Consider the following 24251-nt stretch of genomic DNA (forward strand, 5'->3'; position numbering starts at 1 on the left):
TAGAAACCTATTACAAAAAAAAACCTCTAAGCTAAGCTTAGAGGTTACCAACTAATAGATAAAATATTAATCTCCTAATCCTGGAGAAATATCAATTTCGCTTTGAGGAATTGGTGAAAAATAAAACTCTTCTCCTCCACTTGTTATTGGAACGGTATTGTTTTTTATATCAACAGTTTCTACAGGAGACCTATTTGCCAGTGCTTCTGAAAGTGTTTCTGTTCTAACTAAATCAAACATCCTTAAATATTCACCTGCAAATTCCCATTTTCTTTCTAAGAAAGCAAGTTCTGTTAGTGTACCATCTTCACTTGTGAGTTCTGTAGTTGCACCAGCCCGGTTTCTAACGCGATTTAAAGCAGCCCATGCGGCTGGATCATTCCCGCCTGATCTTCCCGTTGCTTCTGCATAATTTAGTAAGACTTCTGCATAACGCATAAAATATATATTATAATCTGAGATTGTACTTTTTGAACCGTCTTCAGACAAATCTCCTCCTACAACTTTTCTAAATAAAGGATGAGGATCAGACCAAGTGGCCCATTCTGATCCTACTGGATAAGAAGGAGCTCTATCTATAGCTTCTAACACATAAGTATCATTAAACCTGTTTTCTGTTCCGTTTTTTATAGCATCTTCTTGCATATCTTCAAAAAATGCAATCTCACTGAATATCTCAGTCCATCCACCAGCTTCAGAAGGCATACCTAACATTCCCATAGTTCTGTTTCTTACCCCACAACTTGTACAACTTACTAAAGTAAACACACTTTCATTTTGATTGAACCGATTGGCTTCTGTCCATAATTCTCTAAAATTACTATGTAATCCAAAACCATAAGTCCCTTCATTATCAATCACTTCTTTTGCTTTTTCAGCTGCTAAAGCGTATTTGCTTTCATCTTTAATAGGATAACCTCCCCACATTAAATATAATCTAGCTAAAAAAGCCTTTGCAGTACCATTACTTGGTCTTGAACCAACCACTGCTACATCTGGGTAAACATCTGGAAGTAATGCTTCTGCATAAAGTAAATCTGATTCAATCTGTGAATAAATATCTAAAAAAGTAGCTTTTGGCAAATCTTCATTAGAATTTGATACCAATTGAATTGGGATTCTACCATACGTTTTAGTTAAGTGCATGTATGAAAAAGCTCTCATAAAATAAGCTTCTCCAATTAATCTATCGACTTTAGATTGATCTGTACTAATTATATTATCTTGGGCGTCTAAAGCTATGTTTGCTAAAGTTATCACATCATAGCAAGTGTTATAAGCCATTTCTATATTTTCGGTATTAGAAGTTTGTCTTCTCCAATCCGATTCTCTATAAGCAATTTTATTACTTGCACTATGTGTGGTTAAATCATCCCCACCAAAAGCTGCTAATTGAAATTGAGCCCATTGTGCGCCCCCTTCCATAAGTTCTCTATACATACCAGTTACAACAGCTTCCAAAGCATCATCTGATGTAAGTGTAGATTCTCCTAACTGAACCTCTGAAGGATCTTCTTCAAGATTAGAGCAAGACACAATAGTGCATGCAGAAAGCACTATTACACTTAAATTAATCCATAAATTTATTTTAAAAATATTTCGTATCATCTTTATATTTTTTTTAATTAAAACCCTATGTTAACTCCAAATGTTACAGTTCTAGGATTAGGTATAGCTCCTGAATCGTAAGATGGCGTAACGTCTGAAGTTTCAACACCGCCAGAAGATACTTCAGGATCATACCCTTTATAATCTGTAATCGTTAATAAATTTTGTCCGCTTAAATACAATTTCACCGAATCAGCAAAACCTTTAATATCTGAAATAGTATAACCTAGAGATAAATTACTTAATCTAACAAAACTACCGTTTTCAATATTTCTTGTAGAATTTATAATGTTTGTCCCTGAAGTTGGACTATCTGGATCTAGTACTTCTGCACTTGTTGGGACTGTAATTGTACCTGTGGCTAATCGTATAGTTCCTAATGTAGAGTTAAGTATATCATACCCATGTACTCCTCTTGTTAAAATATTTAAGTCCCAATTTTTATAGGTTAAAGTATTATTCCATCCCCAAGAAAAATCGGGAGTTCCATTACCTATAATACCAATTTCATCTCCATACTGCGCAGCACCATTTTCATCTGCTCCTAAATATTCGTACCCATAAAAATTACCAATAGATTCACCTACCTTTAATAAAAAATAATTTTCGGTACCGGAAACACCTGAAGGTGCAGAGGTTACAATTTGGTCTGAACCTCCTAGATCTACTACTTCGTTTTTAATATAGGACATCGTAAGGTCTGAATCCCATCTTAAATCTTTATTATCAATAACAATTGCATTAAATGTTAGATCTACACCAGAGTTTTTAACTTCGCCTATATTTGTTAATATAGTACCTCCTCCATTAGATGCTAAAACAGGTTTTTCTAACAATAAATCTTCAGTATTTTTAAGAAACCAATCCAAACTTAAATTTAGTCTGCCTTTCATCATACTAAAATCTAAACCAACATTTATCTGTTTAGTGGTTTCCCAAGTAAGATCTTCATCAACCAGACCACCAAATCCCAAACCAATATCTAATGAAGAGCCATCGAACGGAAAGTTATTACCGGTTTCTAATTCTTGATAGGTTGAATAAGGTGCCACATTTTGATTTCCTGTTTCGCCATAACCTGCTCTTAAATTAAGCTTAGAAAAAAAAGAATCATCAGGTAAAAATAAATCTCCATAGTTATATGCTGCAGATACAGAAGGGAAATAACCTGTTCTGTTTCCTTCTTGAAAGATTGAAGACACATCTATACGCATAGTACCTGTAACATATAAGTTTCTTCCAAAATTAGCTTCTGCTCTTGCTACATATGAATCCATTGAACTAGTTTCATAATCTGCATTAACCAACTGACTTTCTGCTAATTCCGAAAAATAAAAAGCATCGTCTAATCCTGTAAAAATATATTGTGAAGCAACATAACCTGCTGTTTTAACGCTAGAAGATTGTAATTCATATATTCCTGTTAGTTTTAAACTTGAATTTTCGAAATCTTTATCCCAAGTTAAAATATTACTAACTTGATAAGTTTCTGAACTTGTAGATCCAAAGGTAGAATTTGGAGGTAAAATTGTAGTCCCATCAGGTATCTCATTATAAACTTGACTATTAATTGTACTTTGAGTTGTCCCTGCTAAAACTGTAAAATTTAAATCTTCTGAGAAGTTGTAGGACAAATTTAAATTTGTATTAAAACTCTTTGTAACATCATTTCCATCCCTTTCTTTCTGAACAGCAATTGGATTAAGCATAATGGAGCCATAATCTGAAGTTAAATTATAAGTACCGTCTTCATTGATGTAATTTACCGCAGGATTCCAACCTAAAACGGCTTGTACACCACCTCTTGGATCTTGAGAGCCACGAGAGCCACCTTCAATTAAATTATGAGAATCTTCTTTAGCACCATATATGTTAAGACCTACAGTAAATTTATCTGTTAAATCTGCTGTTAAATTACTACGTAAGGCATAACGCTTATAATTAGTATTAATAATAATACCTTCTTGATCTACCAAATTTCCTGATAAATAATAACTTAGACGACCTTCTTTACCACTTGCTGTTAACTGTAAATTATTAGTCATTGCTGTTTGATAATATTCATCCTGATAATCTGCCCCTCCATTAACAATAGAAGACTGAGCCCCAGCTAATTCTACAAATTGTGAAGCATTTAGCAAATTATATGTTTTAGGCACAACTGATGATGACATGAAATAGTTAAGATTAACCTGAGGTTCTCCTGACTTTCCTTTTTTGGTTGTTACCATAATAACACCATTAGAACCTCTAGAACCATAAATAGCTGCAGCTGAAGCATCTTTTAACACACTCATACTTTCTATATCACTACTATTTAATGTAGAAAGATCACCGCCAATAATACCATCTATTACAACTAAAGGTTGATTATTTCCAGTTATAGAGTTTGAACCTCTAATTCTTATTTTTATATCTCCTCCTGGTGCTCCAGAATTTTTGGAAACATTTACACCAGCAGAACGAGATTGCAGAGCATCCTCTGCCCTTACAATTGGCTGATTTTCAAAATCCTTAGAGCTAACATTTGAAATAGAACCTGTAAGATCACTTTTCTTTTGTGTTCCATATCCTACAACTAACACTTCCTCTAACGTATTATCGCCTTGAAGGGTTATATTAATTGTTGATTCTGTCCCAACAGGTACTTCTTGAGTTTGGTAACCAACAAAACTAACTACTAAAGTCGCACCTTCACTTACTTCTATAGTAAAAGCGCCGTCAAAATCTGTTATTACACCATTAGACGTTCCCTTTTCGGAAACACTAGCACCTGGTAATAGACTTCCTTCAAAATCAGAAACGACTCCGGTAACCGCTTTTAATTGCGCAAACATTATTTGGGACCCTAGTCCTGTAAAAAGGAGAACACAAAATAGTATGATTCTTTTTTTGGGTTTAAATTTAATTTTTAAAAAGTGTTTTTTCATTTCTATTATATTAATTGAAAATAATTTATATTAATTATGGACAATACTTTAGAGTTAATTTTTACAAAAGTCTAGATTAACTAAAGTCAAACTTCACTTAAAGTATTAGAGAATTATTTTATTACCATATACTTTACTTATGATTTAAATTTGTGTGTTATTAAATAGTATTTTAACGTTATATTAAATTTTAGAATTGTTCAAAATATTTCAATTTAAACTATTAGCATCATTTATTAAATCACTCATTTAATATTTTAAAGCCCAAAAACCAATATTGTTTCAAAACACTAAATACCAGGCTTTTATATTAAAATAAAATTCGTTCTCACACGTAATACTTTCTAAAACCTGGTACAATTTATACAATAAATAATTTAAAAAAAAAATTAAACAGAAAAAATGTGCTCGTACACATAAACTTTAACACTTAACATGTGTTCGTACACATGTTAAGTATGTATTAACTTATAAAAAAGCATTATTTACATCAAAATTTTAAACTAAAAACTATAAATCTTCTTTTTTAAGCAATTATGAACATTATTTTTTATAAAATATTATACAATCTAAAATTTATAACTGTTAAAAATATAGAGATAAATACTTATTATTCTGAAAATCTAAAAACACCAAAAGAAGAAGAATTATGAAAATCTGGAGTAGGACAATTTGGATTAACCCATGTTATCCAAATTGGGGTCCTTTTGTTTTGATTATTTAAGATATATTTAGCGCGATACAACCCAACCTCCATATATTTACCTAAATGATCTTGCTTAAGTATATTTAAATCTGCTAAAGATTTTAAACTAATTTTTCCCTCTACAAAAAATTCATTTTTAGCAGTAAAAGACTTTATTTCAATCTCGGTCTTATCCCAATTCCAATCAAAATTAAAGTTTTGTTTAGGTAAGGCTTTAAAATCCATAAGTCGTGCTTTGGAATCTATTTCTAAACAGTAATAAGGTGTTAAATTATAGTTTTCACGAAAGAATAATTCGACTCGGTCAGACTTATTTATACTAGCATTAGTATTGTCTTCTAACTCTGTATACACTTCATTATCTTTAACTTGAAAACTAAAGTAAAAATAATGAGTATCATAAAAGGCTTTAAAAACTATTGGTTCAATCGGAGTGTTGTCCCACGGCGATATAAAATCAGTGACTGTATTTAAAGTAGAATAATGAGTTGATATTGTATGACCTGTTAATTCTAATATGGGTTCTGAGACTTTATTTACTTTATAAATTTTATCTTTCATACATACAATTAGTTTTTCAGAGGATTTGTATTAGTACTATAATACTTCTTAGCACGAATTAAAGCTTCTAAATAATAGTAGTCTGCATAATTTAATGGAACATCAATCTCGCTATTATGAGGTATACTCCCAACACTATGTTTCAATAAAAAGTGTTTATTTTCTCCTATTTTTGCTCGGTATTTTTCTGAAGATAAAACATTAAGTATTTCGTTTGTAATATTTTCATAATCACCATTAGTATATGTATTTAATTCAATTAAAGCAGATACCGTTATTGCTGCTGCAGAAACATCTCGAGGCGCATGTTCTTTTTCATCAACATCATAATCCCAGTAAGGAATACGATCACTAGGTATAGCATCTGAAGTTAATATTAAATTAGCTATTTTTTTAGCTTGATTTAAATATGCTTCATCCTTAGTATATCTATAGCATAAGGTAAATCCATAAAGTCCCCAAGCTTGACCACGGGCCCAAGAACTTTCATCACTATAACCTTGAGCTGTTTCCTTAGATAATACCTGTCCAGATATAGAGTCATAATCAACTACATGATAAGAACTATAGTTTGATCTAAAATGATTTTTTAATGTTTTATCTGCATGAGATATTGCTATATTTTTATAATCATCATTTCCACTCATTATGGATGCATTAAATAATAACTCCAAATTCATCATATTATCAATAATTACTGGGTATTGCCAACCACGATCTGCTTGCCAGCCTTTATCTACGTCCCAACTTTTAATAACACCAATTTTTGTATCAAATCGTGTTGCTAAAGTTTTGGCTGCATCAAGTAAGACTTTTTTATATGTAGTATCTTGAGTTATTCTGTATCCGTTACCATAAGAACAGTTAAAAACAAAGCCTAAATCATGGTATTGTGGCCAATCTTTATGATTTTTAAATAGCTCTTGAAAATGTGAGGCCGCTTTTTTCCATTTTTCAATTCTTGTTCCTTCATATAAATACCAACAAGAGCCGGGAAAAAAACCTTCAGTCCAATCAAATTTATCACTATTAATAAAATAAATAGACGAATCTGGTTCTATAGTTCTAGGGTTTTTATTTTTATTCTTAGCTAAGTCTAGTAATCCATTTAATTGTAAATCGGCATACGTTAATTGTGCATTAATATTTTCAAGTTTTTCATCAACGCTTTCATTTTTAGAACCCTTATATTCCTTTTTACAAGACACCATAAACAATGAAACTAAGCAAACTATTAGTATAAGTATTTTTCTCATTATAGATAAGTTTATAATATTAATTAGTAATAATTCACAGATTAATTAAACAAAATAATCTATAAGAATTATTGTTGCGAATACGCAAATAGGTAAGAAGAAATATATATGTGTGTGAGAAAAATGGAACATTTATTAGAATGTCCAGTGTTCAAATTTAAATATTTATTTAAATAAATACACTTTTTTTATTTAAAATAGTTTGTTTTTTTAATTTAATGAAAATCTTACATCTTATTTTATACTCTAATACGATTATAAAAAATTAAAATTTTAAAGTTCCTCATTAAAATAATTTTAAGTTCTAAACACTTATAAATTAATAAAGTAAAAATGCTTATTAATACGTGCAACAAATTTTTATAATAATAAAATTATTTAACTAAACTTAATGTAAATAGGTTGGAAAATCTCACTTTAAAACCAACCACATTGCAGCCGCTGTTAAGCTAAATACAATATGGGCTCCAATTAATTGTATATAATACAAAAGCTTAGGTAGTTTAGGCGGATTCTGATGAATAGAAAACATGAGCTCCCACCCCAAAACACCACAAACACCCGCAATGCAACCAAACCCTAAAGCATATACTAACTCAGAATCAACAGGAATACTATTTTTTAAAAGAAAATATCCGCATAAAAACACCAAACCAATTGTAAAATGTAAACACCATCCTATCCATAATCCAAAGTTAGATTTGTTTATAAACTTTGAATGGTTTACTAAGTATTTTAAAAGATAAGGTTCGCTAAAATTAGCTTTATAAAATAGCGAAATAATATAAGAAAATAGCGTCATTAGTAACACCGCTATTGTATTTATAAATAAAAATTTTAGAATGGTCATAAGGCTAAACAAATGTTATAAATTATCGAAAAATATAAACTAAAATTATAAAAAACACTGATTGTAATCGCTTTTAAAATTAACGCAATCAAACACTTAACAAAATATCAGAAAATTAAATTTAATCTTTTCTTTAGAGTTAACAAATCTTTGAATTAGGCTAAAAGATTGAATCGGGAGACTGTAATTTAGAGGAAATTATTTAAAGGTAATTGTGAAAAATAAATAAGATAGTAACAAACTCTAAATTTCAATTTATGGCAGATTGGATAGCAGAAGATTTTAATCAGATCCTTAAAGCGTGTATTACACTATTTATCATCTTTATTATGATTTTAATTATTACTCGAATTTTTGGCTTAATGACCTTTGCTAAAATGACGAGTATAGATTTTGCATCTACCATTGCTGTTGGTTCTGTTATTGCTGCCGTTGTATTAAATAATCAGCATTCCATTTTAAAAGGTGCATTGTGTTTATTTCTTATTGTATTTGTACAATTTATTGTGTCTCTATTAATGCGTAAATCAAGTTTTTTACGAAAACTGTTAACAAACAAACCTAAACTACTAATGTTTGATGGAAAGATACTATACCACAACCTTGATAAAGCAAACATAAGCAAACCCGACTTAATGGCTAGAATCCGAACGGCAAACGTTATAGATATTAATAACATAAAAGCTGTTGTTTTAGAAGCCACTGGTGATGTTTCTGTAATTTATAACTCCGATGATTCTGAAATGTCTGACCTCTTATTAGAAGGTGTCGAAAAAACTTAATAAAAAACAATCCTTAAAAATCAGAAATTTTATAATCCCTATAAGTATATAATATTATGGCTAATACAGAGGTATCGCAAAATCAAATGCCAACCGTTAAAGAATTGATTCCAAAGTTAGAATGTGGTGAGCGAACAGTAACCAGATTACCTCATGGCGGATTTCTTTTTCTAGAACACGATGTGCCATCATTATTAATATACCGGAAAAAAGAACATGATGCGGGTACTCACAGATTAATTCGTGCAGGAGCATCTTATCTTATTGTTGGTACAGAAGCATTTCAATATTACAAAACCTTTGTGGAAGACCTTACTAACTTAATGTCAGATGAATTTGGTTCTTTTATATTACTAGAAATTTTTTCAGGCCCCATAGGGAGTCATACTTTTAAAGTTAGAGGACCATCACATAAATTACCTGTGTCTTTACAGGTTTTAAAAGACGAACTGCTTAAAATTAAATCCAGACAGTATAATGTAAATTTAAATGTAAGCGTAGAGCAAACAAAAGTTAGGCAAATTGTTAGCGAAAAGCCTTTGTTAGAAATTTCTCATATTAAACAACGTGGGGCAACGCATATAGGGTTGGAAGTACCTCCAGTATATCGCGATACCCAAGGCCAAATATATCCATTATATTTTAGAGATTTTCAAGAGCAGTTTATTGAAGCTCTGCAACGTGCCGTGTTTGAATTTGTTAGAGTACAAACCTCTTCTAGTCTTACTAATTACCATGCTTTAGGTAAACGCTCTATTCACGAAGAAATTTTTAAGATAGATAAACAACTTACCGAAATAGAAAACAGTTACCAATTTTTACTTTTAGTGGCTCCCGTAAATATTCAAGCACTACGTCAGCAATTTTTCGATTCGCATTTTAAAACCTTAGACCGTTATCACTATCGGTTACTTCCTGTAGACCCCGATATTTTAAAGCGAAAACTATACGATTTAAGAATCGATGAAATAGACGACCCTGCCATTTCATATTTATTTCATGAAAAACGCGCTGAGATAGACCAAGAGTTAACCATGCTTAAAGAACGTGGCTCAAAAAACTTTTTTTACAGCAGTATTCGCTTATATAATGGATTAGATAAAGAGTTAATAGAAGAAGCCGAATTGATTCTTAAAAGTATTACTGAAAATCATGACGAACAACAAAGCAATTGCATCGACACTTCAGAATTTGGACGATTAGCAGAACAAGAATTTGAATACTTTAAACATCAAGACACTCAGTTTACATCTAAAATTCATATCCGTGACGATGTTAATATCATGATGGTTTCTAAAGGTGAATTGTATTTACCTTCAGATTATACCATGAGTGAAAATGATGCAAAAGCATTAATACAACATGAAATTGGAACCCATGCCCTCACCTACTATAACGGGACGCAACAGCCTTTAACACAAATGGCTTCTGGACTAGCTAATTACGATGCCCTCCAAGAAGGAATCGCGGTATTAAGTGAGTATTTATCAGGCGGATTGTCAGGAAATCGGTTACGTATTTTAGCCGGGCGAGTTGTTGCTGGAGCAGCCTTAATACAAGGAGCCAATTTTCATGAAATGTTTTTCGAATTGTATTCTAAATATGATTTCACTAAAGAACGAGCCTTTAATATTACCTCTAGAATGTTTCAAGGAGGCGGTTTTTTAAAAGACATCATTTATTTGGAAGGCTTGGTACGCCTCCGCAACTTTCTTATAGAAGGCGGCGAATTAGTACCACTTTTAGGTGGAAAATTTGCATTGCATCATATTAATTTAATTCAAGACCTACGTGACCGCGGTCTTATTTTACCACCAAAAATTACCCCTAGATATTTAAACAATGACGATTTCAACCTTAAAATAAATAACCTCAAGAAGGGCTTGCCCATCTCTAAAATGATATAATTATGAAAATTTGTTTTGTTATTAGTGATATAGAAACCGAAGCCATTGGGACTTCGGTTGTTATTATGAAAAAAGCCTACGAGAGAGGACATGCCTTATACATTATGGGCGTAGGAGATTTTATATTTAAACAAGATGCTCCAATGAGCTTAAGATGCACACGAGTTAAAAAAAACTTAGAGTATAAAAATAAAGAAGAGTTTTGGTCTCAAGTCCAAGAAGATGCCAGCCAAAAAACTATAATTAATACTCAAGAACTCGATGTATTATTTTTAAGAAACAATCCAACCGAAGAAACAGATGACAGAAAATGGGCAGAACATAGTGCTATTGCCTTTGCTCGTATGATTCAGCAAGAAGGAGTCTTAGTACTAAACGATGCTTTTGCCATGTCTCATGCTTATATTGATAAACTGTATTTTGAAGAATTACCTACAGAAATTAAACCCAATAGTTTAATTACAAGAGACCTAAACGATTTGCTTCAATTCTGGGAATCTGTAGGCAAACAAATGGTATTAAAACCTTTAGAAGGCTCTGGCGGACAGAATGTATATCTCATTGGAGAAGACAAAAAAAATATCAATCAGATTTTTGAAACCCTTATTAGTCAAGGTTATGTTATTGCTCAAGAATTTCTACCTGAAGTCTCCAAAGGTGATGTTCGTGTTATTCTTATGAATGGTAAGGTATTAGAAGAAGATGGAGAAAAAGCTGTAATCCGTCGTCTTAACAAAGATAAAAATGAATTTAGAAGTAATTTGTCTTTAGGTGCAACAGCCAAAAAAGCAAAATATACTAAGAAAATGCAGCATATCGTAGAAGTTACCGCTCCTAAACTTATTAAAGATGGGTTGTTTTTTGTGGGCTTAGATATTGTTGATGATAAACTTATAGAAATTAATGTACTAAGTCCTGGAGGTATTGAGCATTGTGAGGCTATTGGATTACCTGGATTTACAACCACAATTATTGAAGCCATTGAGCGTAAAGTTGAATATAAAAAACTGTACAAAAATAATATTTCAAATAAAGTTCTAGCCACTATGGTGTAATAGGTCTACAGACACACATAACTAATTGTAATAATAAGAAACTATGGAAACTAATAGAATTATAGGACAATATACAAGTCATAACAAAGGGCCGTTAGTATTTGTAACGGCCGGAGTGCACGGCAATGAACCTAGCGGAGTTCAAGCTCTAGAAGCTGTTTTTAAAACATTACATACAGAAAAACCAATGATTAAGGGAACATTCGTCGGGATTTTGGCCAACACCGCTGCCTTACAACAAGGTGTTAGATTTATAGACGAAGATTTAAATCGTACTTGGACCGAAGACAACATAAACAATAACAGTACTGATACCAGTGAAAAACGAGAGATGTTTCAGCTTATAGACCTTTTAGAATCTCTCTGTAATAAAGATTTTACCAAGTATTATTTTATGGATTGCCATACAACTTCATCAGACAGTTTGCCGTATTTGTCCGTACAAGATGTAGGAGATAACTTAAAATGGGCACAACATTTTCCACTTCATATTATAAAAGGATTTTCGGATATTGTTGAAGGAACTATTGATGGTTATTTTAGTAAGAAGCACATTACAGGTTTTACCTTAGAGGCTGGACAGCACGACAGCGACCAAAGTAAAATTTACCACGAAGGCATGATTTGGTTACTATTAGAAAACGCATGTCATTTAAATGTAAAAGAGTTTAATACTATACCTGCTTCAATAGAAAATACCGTGACCTGTATAGATACCCAACGCACTTTTAAAATCATTCATCGCTACGGATTAAAATCTGAAGATAGTTTTAAAATGCAGCCAGATTTTGAGAACTTTCAACCCATTTATAAAGGTCAACATTTAGCCACCTTAAATGATTTTGAAGTATATAGCATTTGGGACGCATTTATTTTTATGCCCTTATACCAAGCCAAAGGCAATGATGGCTTTTTTGTAATTGAGAATATTTAATAAAATAGATTAAGCGCTAAAATTAAAATTGAATTATTTTTTGAATACATTCTGATTTTAAAAGTATTAATTTATTTAGTTTTAACAATTATTAATTCATCATATATAAGTACAAAATTGAAATATTCTATGATCACTTTGAGATATAATTATCTTGAAATAATCCCTTAAAATCTCATGGTAAATTTAAAAGTAATAAACACTTCTTTTAAATAAGAGATTACTTGTTACAATAAAGGAAGATTACGTCCTGATTTATTGCATATATCGCCATTAGAAATTGAATTAGAATTAACTGACTATTTAATTAAACTTAATAGCTAGTTTATAAACGTTCAAGGCAAACTTAATGTTTCAATTGAATCTTTATAAGTATTAAACGTAATCACAAAAAACAGATAAGTATATTAATAATTATTTTTTTCTTTTTTACTAATTTACGTTTAATACAGTAATATTATTCCGTTAATTTACTTTGTACTTTACGTCAAACGTTAAAATTTTATTTGTTAATTTAACTCCAAATCAATCTTAGTAAGTATTATTATACAATGACTTTAAATTTATATTATTCTTGAATTACATTAAAATACACAACATCACTAGAAAAACCGGTAAAGATTCCTAATCCATTATTTATATTCGTAAAAGGCTCTGCTAAATCTCGAGAATCTTGTTGCATCGATTCGTATAACCTAATATATTCTTCATTGACACTATAAATAGTTACCTTATGCATACCAAATTGTGTGAAATGCACTAAAGGGGTAAGAATTAAAAAATCTAGTTGAGTAGGTGCTGTTGTAAATTCAAAATTCGCTTCAAAATCCTCAATAAACTCTGTTGTATTAATAGGTTCTGGATTATCTTCTAAATTTTCAATAACTATATAATAGTAACTATTATCTGGATTGTTCCAGGATATATCTACTGTATCTTCAAAGTAATTTTGAAAATTTGCTAATTCTTGAATGGAATTAATTTGAGGAATATATATTTCATCATTAGATATTGCTACATTTTCTGGAAGATCTGGAATCATAGTTGTTGAAGAAATTAATTCCCCTTCATAAGTGAACGAAAGCTCATATTCTTCCTCAGTTTGTATTTCTAAATCTGTCCCATCATAAAAGTACCGACCGTCTTCTTCCATAGGTAAAAGCATATAGTCTTGCTCATTATGTGTTAAAATAACATTAGCATCATTTATATATTCTACACCTTCCTCTTCATATTCACCACTAACATAGGGTATAGTTTTTTTTATATACACTTGATTTACGGGTTCTCCTTCATAGATATAAGCTTCTACTACTGGTTTACTTTCTTCTTGGTTAAAATCGGGCACATCTTCACAAGAAAGTAAAGAGATTAGCATCAAAAAAACACTTAATTTATTATAAACATTCATCTTATTTTATTTTTAGATTAAAAGGATACGTTAAAAAACACACTAGGTGTAAATCCAATGTAATTGACATTGGTTTCTATAATTTCGTCATCAACTACTTCAAATTCCTTATACCATATATTTTTTCTGTTATATAAATTAAATAAGGATAATCCCATACTCCCTTTTCCTGAGCCCAATTTAAAATTGTAAGTTGCACTTACATCTAACCTATGATAAGCTGGTAGTCTTAAACCATTTTTATCACCTACACTTACATATTGGGTTTCTGTACCATCTAACAGTGTAATGGTATAAGTGCCATTTGGTGCCGTATAGGGTTTACCGCTTCCATACACCCAAGTAGCTCCCAAATCCCATCGACCAGCTTTAAGCGCATTTACCAACTTAAATTCATTACGCTGATCGTGAAGCGCATAAAATGAATAATCACTGATATCTGGAAAGGTATGTACAACTTCACTTAACGTATACCCTAACCAACCGGTGTATTTACCTACTTTCTTTTGAATTAAAAACTCTACTCCTCTAGATACGCCTGTTCCCTCAAAAAACAACTGATTCTCTGCATCAGTACCAATTGCAGATTGAAAACGAAGTGAAAATTCGGAAAGTCCAGTCATATCTTTTTCAAAATATTCTACATCAAATAACCAATTATCTAATTCATAACTTACTCCAAAAATGAGGTGCTCTGCTGAACTTACAGGATTGGTCTCGTCATCGGCAAGCAACCAAAAGTCGCGACTACCTTGCGTAACATCTTCTCTTACAATTCTATTTACAAACTGGTAATATTCTCCCCAAGCACCTTTCAGTTTTATTTGCTCATTAAGTTGGTAGGAAGCAGAGAGTCGCGGTTCATAATAGATTTCGTCGGTAATATCAAAATGTGAAACACGCACTCCTCCTAGTACCTTTAAGGCCTTTATAGGTTGCCAATTATCTTGTATATATAGTGTACTTAAAAGACCTTTATCATATTGTTCTATAACCGTTGTAGAATCATTTAAGGTATACTTATAATCAACATCATTTTGGGTTAATTGCCCACCAAATTCTATACTATGCTTAGCGTTAAGTTTATATTCATTGTGAATTCTTAAAGTATAATCGGTAAGTGTATTATCCTCTAAAGAACCTACTTTTGAAGTATTTGTAGAATCTGCAGATTGTACCGTAGATGTATTAAGTCTATTTCTTTCACTAAAATAATTAGAATAAGCACCAACTACATTAGAATAAAATTTGTTATTCCATTGTCTAGCCCATCGCAAACTCGCTCCTAAATTACCCCAATTTAATAGATCATCTATATCAGTATTTATAGTCCTTTCTTCATCATTTCTAGAGCCAAAGGTATTTTCATTATCTCTAGAGTTATCTAAATTATCCTCACCATTATATAATGAAACAGAAATAATATCCTTCTCAGTTGGCTTGTAGCTAAATTTTGCGTTTAAATCGTAAAAATAAAAGGATGGCTCTGTTTCATTTACTTGAAAACCATTACCGCTAATACCGGAAGCACTTACATTTGAATCATTATATAAATCAAAAATATCATTATATAAACCACTTTGAATAATGTCTGTATAAGACCGCCTACCTGCAATAAGTAAATTAGCTTTTTTCCCAATAGGTATTTCTACGGTAGCATTTGCGCTCAATAAACTTACACCTCCAGAAAAACTTAGCTTATTACTATTCCCTACTTTACCTGTTAAATCCATAATACTAGATAACCTACCCCCAAACTCCGCAGGAAACCCACCTTTATATAATTGAATATCTTTAATTGCATCACTATTAAAAGCACTAAAAAAACCATAAAAATGATCTACGTGATATACTGTAAAACCATCTAATAAAACTAAATTTTGATCTGGAGTACCACCTCGCACATATAGACCTGCAGAAGATTCATTTGTACCACTTACACCTGGAAGCAATTGCAAGGCTCTAAAAATATCCTTTTCACCCAAATTAGGTATTGAAGCAAGTTCCTTTGGAGATAAAGATATCTGGCTAATATTTTCGTTAAGTTTTACAATTTGTTGTTTAGTGCTACCGGTTATGGTTACCTCGTCTAACTGATCGTTTGCTGGACGCATTAACACCATAATTGTAGTAGTAACAATTTCTGGAGACAATACCAAAGTTTCAGTTTCATAACCTAAATATTGTACTTGTATAATAGAGGTCTGTGAAGGCACATTAAATAATGTAAAGTAACCATCTGCATTAGTAGTGGTTCCAATATTAGTGTCTTTAATCAAAACGTTTGCAAAGGGTAAAGTCTCACCACTTTCACTATCTTTTACAATACCGCTGATAGTTATCGTTTGGGCTTGGTTATCTTTAATGCTACTAGCAATAACAGAAAAGATTTCTCCAGAACGAGACGTACCTTCTGTATTAGCCTTTACACTACTCAATGTTAGTAAAAGAATAAAAATCAATAATTTGTTTTTCATAGTCTGTTTTATAAGTTTTATTTGGTAAAAATCTTATAAAAAGAAAATTGAAGTTGAATTATATTAGTGAAGTTGAAAAAATATAAGGTGAATGCTATTTTTTACAAGCTGAATTAACATTCTAATATTACAAATTGTATTTGATTTTAAAAAATACGTAACGTGGTTGTACGGAATAAGAAGAGGTGGTAAAAAATAATTCGTTAAAACTATCTTGATTGATATACTTAGCATTTAAAAGATTGGTTACCTCTGCGCTGTACTCCCATTTACTATTTGGTTTTTGATATACTAAACTTGCGTCTAAAAAATTATATTCATTAACAATGGTTTTTGCCTTGTCATTATATTTGTAGTATTCAAAATCTGCAGTAAATAAAAATCTATTCCAAAAAACAGCCTCTAATTTTAGAAAAGGGGTATTAGTATAAAAAGTAGATATCTGCCCACCATTATCATAATTGTTCACAATGTAATGATAGCCAAGCTCTACATTTGGTGCTTTTTTAAAACTTGTAGCTACGGATGTCTTATAATTTTGCGCTATACTTTTAGATAAAAGAGGTGTATCATTAACTATATTATTTAATTTAGAATAAGATACCCTAGCACTAAAACTTGCTTTAATTCGCCTAAAAGTTCTTTGAAAATTTACAGAACCAGAATATATGTCATCTTCAAAGTTAGAATTGGTAGTCGAATTTATTTGATTAATTCCAACTATAGTATTATTTCCTTTAAAAGCATCTATGCGTTTATTATAGGTTACATTGGCAAAAATATTTTGAAAATTAAACATATTAAAACTAAAATAGTTTACCGATACATTATGATATAAAGCACTTTCCAAATATCTATCACCTTGATAAATAGAATTATAATCTGTTAAAACATACCCACTTGCTAATTTATTTATATCGGTAAATTCGCGTGAAATAGAATAGTTCATTCTAATACTTTCCGATTGTTTTAATTGTAGGTTAACAAATACATCTGGAGACCAATTAACTAATTGATTAGAAATGGTTGTGCCTAGTTGTGTGTTTTCTGTAGTGTATTGATGTAATGTAATGCCAGGAGTAAACGTGAATTTTCCCGTTAAAAACTTGTAGTGAAATCCAACAAAAGTATCCGAAAAATTATACGTAACGTCAATATTTAATTGAGGGGTATCAAAGTTTAATTCTGTTTGATTGTCTAATATTTGAAAAATTTCAGAATTAAACGATTGATGACTAAACGTGGTGCCTAGCGTAAAATTAACATTGCTTTTTGGCCCTGTAATAAAATAATAATCTAACCTGCTATCTATTTTATTAGTGGTGACAATGCGGTCTTGATTAATATTATAGTTAGATTGTTCTGTATTACTAGGTATAACGCCTGGAAAAGGCTGTATGTTTCTAATGGCCTTATAAAAAGGATCTTCATTTTCATAAAGATGCTGTAGTTCTAGTGCAAAAATATTTTTACTGTTGTGCGTGTAATACGCATTTAAATTATTCTTTAATGATATTGGTTTTTGTGTCTTTAATTCTGTTATAGTGTCTGTTACATTAGACCGCGTTTCTAAAACATTATTTTCTTCTTGATTAGATAGTTTTAAAAAAGTATCTACATCTAACTGAAAGTTTTTATTTGGTTTAAAATTATGACTTAATTTTATTAACCCTAAGGATGTGTTTTGTTCTGTTTGCGAATTTGTGTTTTCTTGAAAACTAGTAGCAGTATAACTTTTATCACTTTCTGTTTCAAGCTGTGTATTAGCGTAGGAGTAGATTGAAAACCCGCTAATCTCCCAATGATTTGTAGGAGAATAACTAAAATTTACTGCTCCAAATTTGGTGTCAATGGCTTTTGCTTTATTATTTTGTAACAACGTAATTCCAAGATTATTAGAACTGGGATTAAAAAAGGTACCTCCTTTTTCGGTTAAGCTTTTTAATCCGCCAGTAAAGTTTAGGTAGTCTTTTATTGTAAATGGAATTTCTCCAACATTGTTTAAATCTGTTAAAATATTAATACTGAATTTTGGATTGTAATAAAATAATTTTGGATGTACTAAATAACGTTCTTCTAAACCTATACCTGCACTTACTTCTCCAAACCAAAAATTCTTTTTCCCTTCTTTTAATAAAATATTTAATGCTACATTATCTTGGTTGTTTGTTACTTGACTAAGCTGTGAAACCTCATTATAATTTCGCAATACTTCTATTTTATCAATAGCATCTGCGGGAATATTTTTAACCGCTAATTTAGAGTCGCCATCAAAAAAATCTTTTCCTTCTACCATCACTTTTGCCACTTTTTTTCCTTCGGCCTCAATTTCACCTTCATCATTAACCTCTAATCCTGGCAATTTTTTGAGTACATCTCCCAGTTTTTTTTCGGTTCCAGAAACAAAAGCATCGGTATTATACACTATGGTATCACCTTTAAAGGTAACTGGCATTTCATAAACCAATTCTACTGTATCTAAATTTTCAGAATGTGCTTCTAAAACTATATGTTTTGTAATATCGGTATTAGAAGTAACAACCTCTTCTTCTAGGGTTTTAAGCCCTAGGTAGCTTACTTTTAATATGTAAGGCGTATTTGCGCGTAATACAATTTTGTATTGTCCTTTAGTATTAGTAATTGAAAAGCCTTCCATTGCTTTGGTAACAGATTGAATTGCAATAACATTTGCCAACTCTAATGGCTGTCCTAAAGTATCATTTACAACACCTCTGAGGGTAATTTCTTGTGCATTTACAGCTATTACACCTAATAGACATATAGTTAGATACAAATACCTATTTAAAACCAACTTCAGCATTACCCTCTAAATCCACCAAAAAAACTATTACTTCCTCTATCTGAGCTCATAAACTTCTCCCTGACTTCTTTAAGTTTCTTTTTTACAATCTCATTATATTTTGCTTGGGATACGCTTTTGCCTTTGGATGGGATATTAATTGTTTCTTTATGTTCTACATTCAGAATAATTTTTGAACATAATATGGTTGTATTACCAGAACTAACTTCTAAAATTAACCCTGGTAACCCCCAATATTCGTCAGGACCATTGCTAACTGGTATTTCTGGAGTATACCAAGCAGTGACCTCTACTGTCTTTGGTATTTCAATTCGAGATAATAAAGACGTATTTCCTAAGCTATCCTTCTTTTTTATATTGTCGCCTATTGGTCTATTGGTACTTTTAAAATTAGTGAAGTCTGTTGAGTCTACTTGTTTTACAGCTGTTGCTTTATAACACACATAATTGCCTATTTTTTTTGATTCCGCGGTTAATTTCCATTCTAGTTGTTGTAAATCATCTTCAATTAAAAATGATTTACCAAAAAACTCTGTTTCATTTTTATATGTTTTTTCTTTAATATTTTTAAAGTAAATGCCACTACCAATGCCTAAAGCCCGTAAAAACATTCCGCCTTGATTTTGTGGTGAACTAAGTTTTTCTTCCTCTTTATATGTTGATATATTTTTGTTAAACGTTAACGTATATGTTTTTTCTAATAAAGAATTCATTCGTTCAGAAATCATTTTTTTCTGTTCTTCAGACAAATCAATCCCTTCTAAATTATTTTGCATTGTTGCCTTACTTTGATAGATGGCTTTACCTTGAAAATTTTGAAGATCATTTGTTTTGTTTGCAAAACGAAACCCAAAGATTATATAACTAACACTTAAAATTAATAGGCAAAAAGACCATCGTAGTATTACATTTTTCATTACTATTATTTTTCTGATTTATGGTATAAAAGTAATTTAGAAGCATATACTGCAATTCAAGAAATTAGGTTAAACTGTAAAATTTATATTTGAATTAACTATAATAGCAACATAAAACCTGTTTTATTAAAACTTAAAAACCTATCCTGAACCAATCAAAACCATAATTTTACCATAACATATATAAGCTTCAACAAGAAAATTTACACATTGACCATTCTTTCTCAAGATAAATAGCTACCATAAAATATTTTTACCGAAACATAAATTTTCTTTTAATGAAAAATGTCTTCTTAGTTTTTATGCTATTAATATTAACCTCTTCTTGTAGTTCGGAAGACAATGAAGATTCCAATACTTCAAATAATAATCCTACAATATACCGCATACCTGTTGTAGTTCACGTTATTCACTTTGGCGAAGCTATTGGAGAGGGTGCTAACATTAGTTTAGAACAAATAGAATCTCAGATTGAAGTTTTAAACGAAGACTTTAGAAGAAAATCAAACACCAACGGCTACAATAATAATACTAATGGAGCCGATACAGAAATAGAATTCTATCTTGCAGAATATGCACCAGATGGAACATTACTAACAGAACCAGGTGTAGACCGGGTAAATGGAGGAAGAAGCGAGTGGCCTAAAGGAAATATACTTAATCCTATTGACACCTATATTAAACCTAGCACTATTTGGAATCCTGAATCTTATTTTAATATTTGGACAGTAAACTTTGGAGGATTTAGCGGCAGGAATTTATTAGGCTATGCACAGTTCCCTAGCCAATCTGGTTTAGCAGGTCTTTATGAAGATGAAGGGAGTGCTGAAACAGACGGCATTGTTATTGGTTACAAATATTTTGGTAGTAGTGAAAAAGGAAACTTCCCTAGTTTAATACCTCCCTATGATTTAGGTAGAACAACAACACATGAAGTTGGCCATTGGTTAGGTTTACGGCATATTTGGGGAGATGGTAATTGTCTTTATGATGATTTTTGTTTAGACACACCTAATGCTTCAGGCCCAAATTATGATTGTGAGAGTATTAAAATTAGCTGTGAAGAACCAGAAATGCCACAAAATTATATGGATTATACCAACGACAATTGCATGAATATTTTCACGAATAACCAAAAGGAGCGCATGATAACAGTATTAAAAAACAGCCCAAGAAGAAAAGAATTAGTACAATAAATTAATAAAGCCACCGTCCCAAAAAGTGAATAGCTTTAAAATGATGGTTTATAGAAAAGCGGCTAGTTCCTCTACTGTTTTGAAGTGTTTAAAAAAATCATCATTTAGGAAATATTCTTTCTTCATAAGTGTGTAAATTTTAAAATTAAACAAAAAAATATCGAGGGTTGCAACCCTCGATATTTAATCTTTACACAGTTTATGAGATACTGCCATTCTACATTATTAAATATCCATCCATTTTTTACACTCGGTAGCTTTAGCCTTGCTCACAATAATTTTATCCTGCGGTTTTGGTAATACATTCAACACCAACCTTCCATTAAAATAAAAATCGATATCTTTTATAGCTTTTCGCTGTACTATATATTGTCGGTTAGCTCTATAAAATTGGTTTGGATTTATTTCTGCCTGTATTTTTTCTAAAGAAGCATCTATTGTATACTTCGTTCCATTTTCAGTGTACGCGTATGTAATTTCTTGAGAAGTGTAAAACCAATGAATTTTATCTATATCTAACGGTATCAATTTGTTTTGATAATGCACTAAATAAGACTTCTTATATTCTTGATGAAATCCATACTTTTTAAAGTAATTCATCAATTCTACCATTTTGCTAGATGATAATTCTCTAGTAGAATGAGATAAATTTTCATACTTATCTAAAGCTTTCTTTATCTGGATATTATCAAAAGGTTTTAAAATATAATCAATACCATTAAATTTAAAAGCTTCTAATGCATAATCATTATAAGCAGTGATAAAGATAACTGGTGTTAATATTGTTATGGTTTCAAAAATCTCAAAGGATAATCCATCGGAGAGCCTAATATCCATAAAAAGTAAATCATATTGATTTACATCTGTAGATAACCATTTGACTGCTTCCTTTATACTCGATAGTGTTTTTACTATTTTTATACTAGAGTCTATTTCGTTAATTGAAAATTCTAAATTTCTAACAATAGCGGGTTCATCTTCTATTATAACTAAATTCACTTTTATTGTTTTTTATTAATGGTAATTTTACTACAAAATGATTTTCTGTTTTTTGTATTTCAATATCTTTTCCTATTAACATTTTATAACGCTCACTTAAATTTAATAAACCTATTCCATTTGATGCTTCTTTAAAAAGAGGTGCATTAATTGTATTACTAAATATAAGTATTTCCTCTTTTTCAATGACTTCTATACACAAAGGGTTTTCTATATTAACTAGGTTATGTTTTATAGCGTTTTCTAACAAAGGTTGTAAAGACATATGTAATAGCTTTTTATTTGAATTTATTACTAAATCAATATGTACATCTAAAGCCCCCTCTAATCTTAACTTATATAATTCTATATAAGAGTATAATAATTCTAATTCTGTTTCTAATGATACTATTTGATCATTATCAATTGCTAAAGAAGATCGAAATACTTTTGATAAGTGATTTACATAAATTTGAGCCTTATCTGGAGCCTCACGAATTAAAGAACTTAAATTTGTAAATGAATTAAATAAAAAATGTGGATTAATTTGATCTCTTAAATTATTTAATTTTGCGTTAAAGTAAGCCGTTTTTAGTTTTTCGTTCTCTAAATCTTTAACCCTCTGTTTTCTATCTAATAGTAAGACTTTTATTAGAGCTGTCATTAAAGCTACTCCTAAAGTTAGCCTTACAATATAACCCCCAATATGCAATGCTCTATTCTCTACATTTTTAAAAAAGAAATCTTGTAGTGTAGCTCCAAATAAAACAACTATTATTAAAACAATTAAATTAAGCGTTATTATTTTAAATAAATTAAATGATTTTTGGCTCGATATAAAATAACTATACCTAAAATTTAAATAACCAAAATAAAAACAAAAAATAAATTGATAAACAATTTGAAATAGAAGTTCTGGTAAATGAAACCTCCAAGGAACTCCAATAACCGTTTCTGTATTAGAACTAAAATAACTTAAAACTCTGTGTGCATTTAAAGTTATGGCTATAAAAACAGACACATAAATCAATAAATACTTTTCTCGTTTACTAATTATCATTACTGCATAATTATTAAAAATTCCTTCATAGAGATAATTGTATTATACAAGGTATTAATTATTACTTTTATATCTAGATTTTAATTTCTTTTGATTTTCTTTTTGAAATTCTTTGTACATTTTATATTGTTCTTCGTCTAAAAGTGCCTCCATTTCTTTATTTTTTTCGTCTCTCATCTTTTTTAACGATTTAAATTTAGACATTTTAGAAGCTTCACTATTTTGAATGTCTTCAAACATTACTCTATATTGTTCATTTAGAGTTTTAAATTCTACCTCTTGAGACTCAGATAATTTTAAGGCTTCAATTTGTTTTTCTATAACTTCCTTAAAATTCTCAGAAGAACTTACTTCTTGACTAAACCCTAGAACACTTACTAGACAAATCATTGTAAACACTATTACTTTTTTCATGGTATATATTTTTTAAATTATTTTCAAAAATATGTATGCCTTTTTCCATTTTAAAAATAATAGTTCTCAAACTGACAAAACTAACGGTGAAACAACATTAAATACAACTGAATGTAATTTTTAACTATCTAATTAATACGTTTAATTATAACATAAACCAGTTATCGCGTTATAAAACACCACAAAAATCATGTTAATCCTTTAAATTAATTTAAAGAGTTTAGAACAACCTTCAATAATATATCATTCTCTGTTTTTTAAACTTATTTAGTATTTAAGTATTAAACTATATCTATAAAGGCTCTTAAATTTTACTTAACACACACCTGCCTTATCCTATATTAAGTTTGTTTCAACCATATATTAATCCACTTCAAACATTTAATAA

The 24251-nt window shown here is 30.5% G+C and carries 17 protein-coding genes; 5 read left to right on the forward strand and 12 right to left on the reverse strand.

The annotated features are described in order from the left end of the window. Positions 1-66: 66 nt before the first annotated feature. The 5 genes from FNB79_RS14980 to FNB79_RS15000 form a co-directional block, all read right to left on the reverse strand. On the reverse strand, positions 67-1608 hold the full coding sequence (locus tag FNB79_RS14980) for a RagB/SusD family nutrient uptake outer membrane protein (RefSeq protein ID WP_143382128.1): 1542 nt from the start codon (positions 1606-1608) through the stop codon (positions 67-69). 17 nt (positions 1609-1625) lie between these two features. After that, complete coding sequence (locus tag FNB79_RS14985) at positions 1626-4445, reverse strand: SusC/RagA family TonB-linked outer membrane protein (protein ID WP_185967789.1); 2820 nt, start codon at positions 4443-4445, stop codon at positions 1626-1628. Between the two features lie 703 nt (positions 4446-5148). Further along, the gene (locus FNB79_RS14990; RefSeq protein WP_143382130.1) at positions 5149-5805 is read right to left on the reverse strand and encodes a sugar-binding protein; all 657 of its coding nucleotides are present in this window, start codon (positions 5803-5805) and stop codon (positions 5149-5151) included. Between the two features lie 8 nt (positions 5806-5813). Further along, the gene (locus tag FNB79_RS14995; protein ID WP_143382131.1) at positions 5814-7061 is read right to left on the reverse strand and encodes a glycoside hydrolase family 88 protein; all 1248 of its coding nucleotides are present in this window, start codon (positions 7059-7061) and stop codon (positions 5814-5816) included. 412 nt (positions 7062-7473) lie between these two features. Then, a complete protein-coding gene (locus FNB79_RS15000) occupies positions 7474-7911 on the reverse strand; it encodes a hypothetical protein (protein ID WP_143382132.1) in 438 nt (145 codons plus the stop codon). A 257-nt stretch (positions 7912-8168) separates the two neighbouring features. Here FNB79_RS15000 and FNB79_RS15005 point away from each other — a divergent pair, with 257 nt between their 5' ends. The 4 genes from FNB79_RS15005 to FNB79_RS15020 are packed head-to-tail and all read left to right on the forward strand — an operon-like array spanning position 8169 to position 12589. Further along, entirely contained in the window at positions 8169-8693 is a 525-nt protein-coding gene (locus tag FNB79_RS15005) for a DUF421 domain-containing protein (RefSeq protein ID WP_143382133.1), read from the forward strand. Positions 8694-8749: 56 nt separating this feature from the next. After that, on the forward strand, positions 8750-10600 hold the full coding sequence (locus FNB79_RS15010; protein WP_246073284.1) for a flavohemoglobin expression-modulating QEGLA motif protein: 1851 nt from the start codon (positions 8750-8752) through the stop codon (positions 10598-10600). Positions 10601-10602: 2 nt separating this feature from the next. After that, a complete protein-coding gene (locus FNB79_RS15015; protein ID WP_143382134.1) occupies positions 10603-11655 on the forward strand; it encodes an ATP-grasp domain-containing protein in 1053 nt (350 codons plus the stop codon). A 43-nt stretch (positions 11656-11698) separates the two neighbouring features. Then, positions 11699-12589, forward strand: coding sequence for a M14 family metallopeptidase (locus FNB79_RS15020; protein ID WP_143382135.1), 891 nt, complete (start codon positions 11699-11701; stop codon positions 12587-12589). Between the two features lie 568 nt (positions 12590-13157). On the opposite strand, the gene FNB79_RS15025 is transcribed toward FNB79_RS15020, so the two are convergent. The 4 genes from FNB79_RS15025 to FNB79_RS15040 form a co-directional block, all read right to left on the reverse strand. Continuing rightward, positions 13158-14000: a DUF4249 family protein gene (locus tag FNB79_RS15025; protein WP_143382136.1), complete on the reverse strand. Its 843-nt coding sequence runs from the start codon at positions 13998-14000 to the stop codon at positions 13158-13160. A 17-nt stretch (positions 14001-14017) separates the two neighbouring features. Further along, complete coding sequence (locus FNB79_RS15030; protein WP_143382137.1) at positions 14018-16477, reverse strand: TonB-dependent receptor; 2460 nt, start codon at positions 16475-16477, stop codon at positions 14018-14020. 127 nt (positions 16478-16604) lie between these two features. Next, a complete protein-coding gene (locus FNB79_RS15035) occupies positions 16605-19271 on the reverse strand; it encodes a TonB-dependent receptor (protein WP_317129203.1) in 2667 nt (888 codons plus the stop codon). Between the two features lie 26 nt (positions 19272-19297). Beyond that, on the reverse strand, positions 19298-20215 hold the full coding sequence (locus tag FNB79_RS15040; protein ID WP_143382139.1) for a GLPGLI family protein: 918 nt from the start codon (positions 20213-20215) through the stop codon (positions 19298-19300). Between the two features lie 278 nt (positions 20216-20493). On the opposite strand from FNB79_RS15040, the gene FNB79_RS15045 reads away from it, so the two are divergent. Next, entirely contained in the window at positions 20494-21411 is a 918-nt protein-coding gene (locus FNB79_RS15045) for a zinc metalloprotease (protein ID WP_143382140.1), read from the forward strand. A gap of 225 nt (positions 21412-21636) precedes the next feature. Here FNB79_RS15045 and FNB79_RS15050 read toward each other — a convergent pair whose 3' ends face one another. From FNB79_RS15050 to FNB79_RS15060, 3 genes are read right to left on the reverse strand one after another with little or no spacing between them, the layout of a single operon-like run. Beyond that, positions 21637-22410 carry a LytR/AlgR family response regulator transcription factor gene (locus FNB79_RS15050; protein WP_246073285.1) on the reverse strand — a complete coding sequence of 258 codons (774 nt, stop codon included), beginning with the start codon at positions 22408-22410 and terminating at the stop codon, positions 21637-21639. Beyond that, positions 22385-23449, reverse strand: coding sequence for a sensor histidine kinase (locus FNB79_RS15055; RefSeq protein WP_143382142.1), 1065 nt, complete (start codon positions 23447-23449; stop codon positions 22385-22387). Before FNB79_RS15055 ends, FNB79_RS15050 begins: the two co-directional genes overlap by 26 nt. A 54-nt stretch (positions 23450-23503) precedes the next feature. Next, positions 23504-23863: a hypothetical protein gene (locus FNB79_RS15060; protein ID WP_143382143.1), complete on the reverse strand. Its 360-nt coding sequence runs from the start codon at positions 23861-23863 to the stop codon at positions 23504-23506. Positions 23864-24251 lie beyond the last annotated feature (388 nt).

Origin of the sequence: Formosa sediminum (assembly GCF_007197735.1) — a bacterium.
GTDB classification, from domain to species: Bacteria; Bacteroidota; Bacteroidia; order Flavobacteriales; family Flavobacteriaceae; genus Formosa; species Formosa sediminum.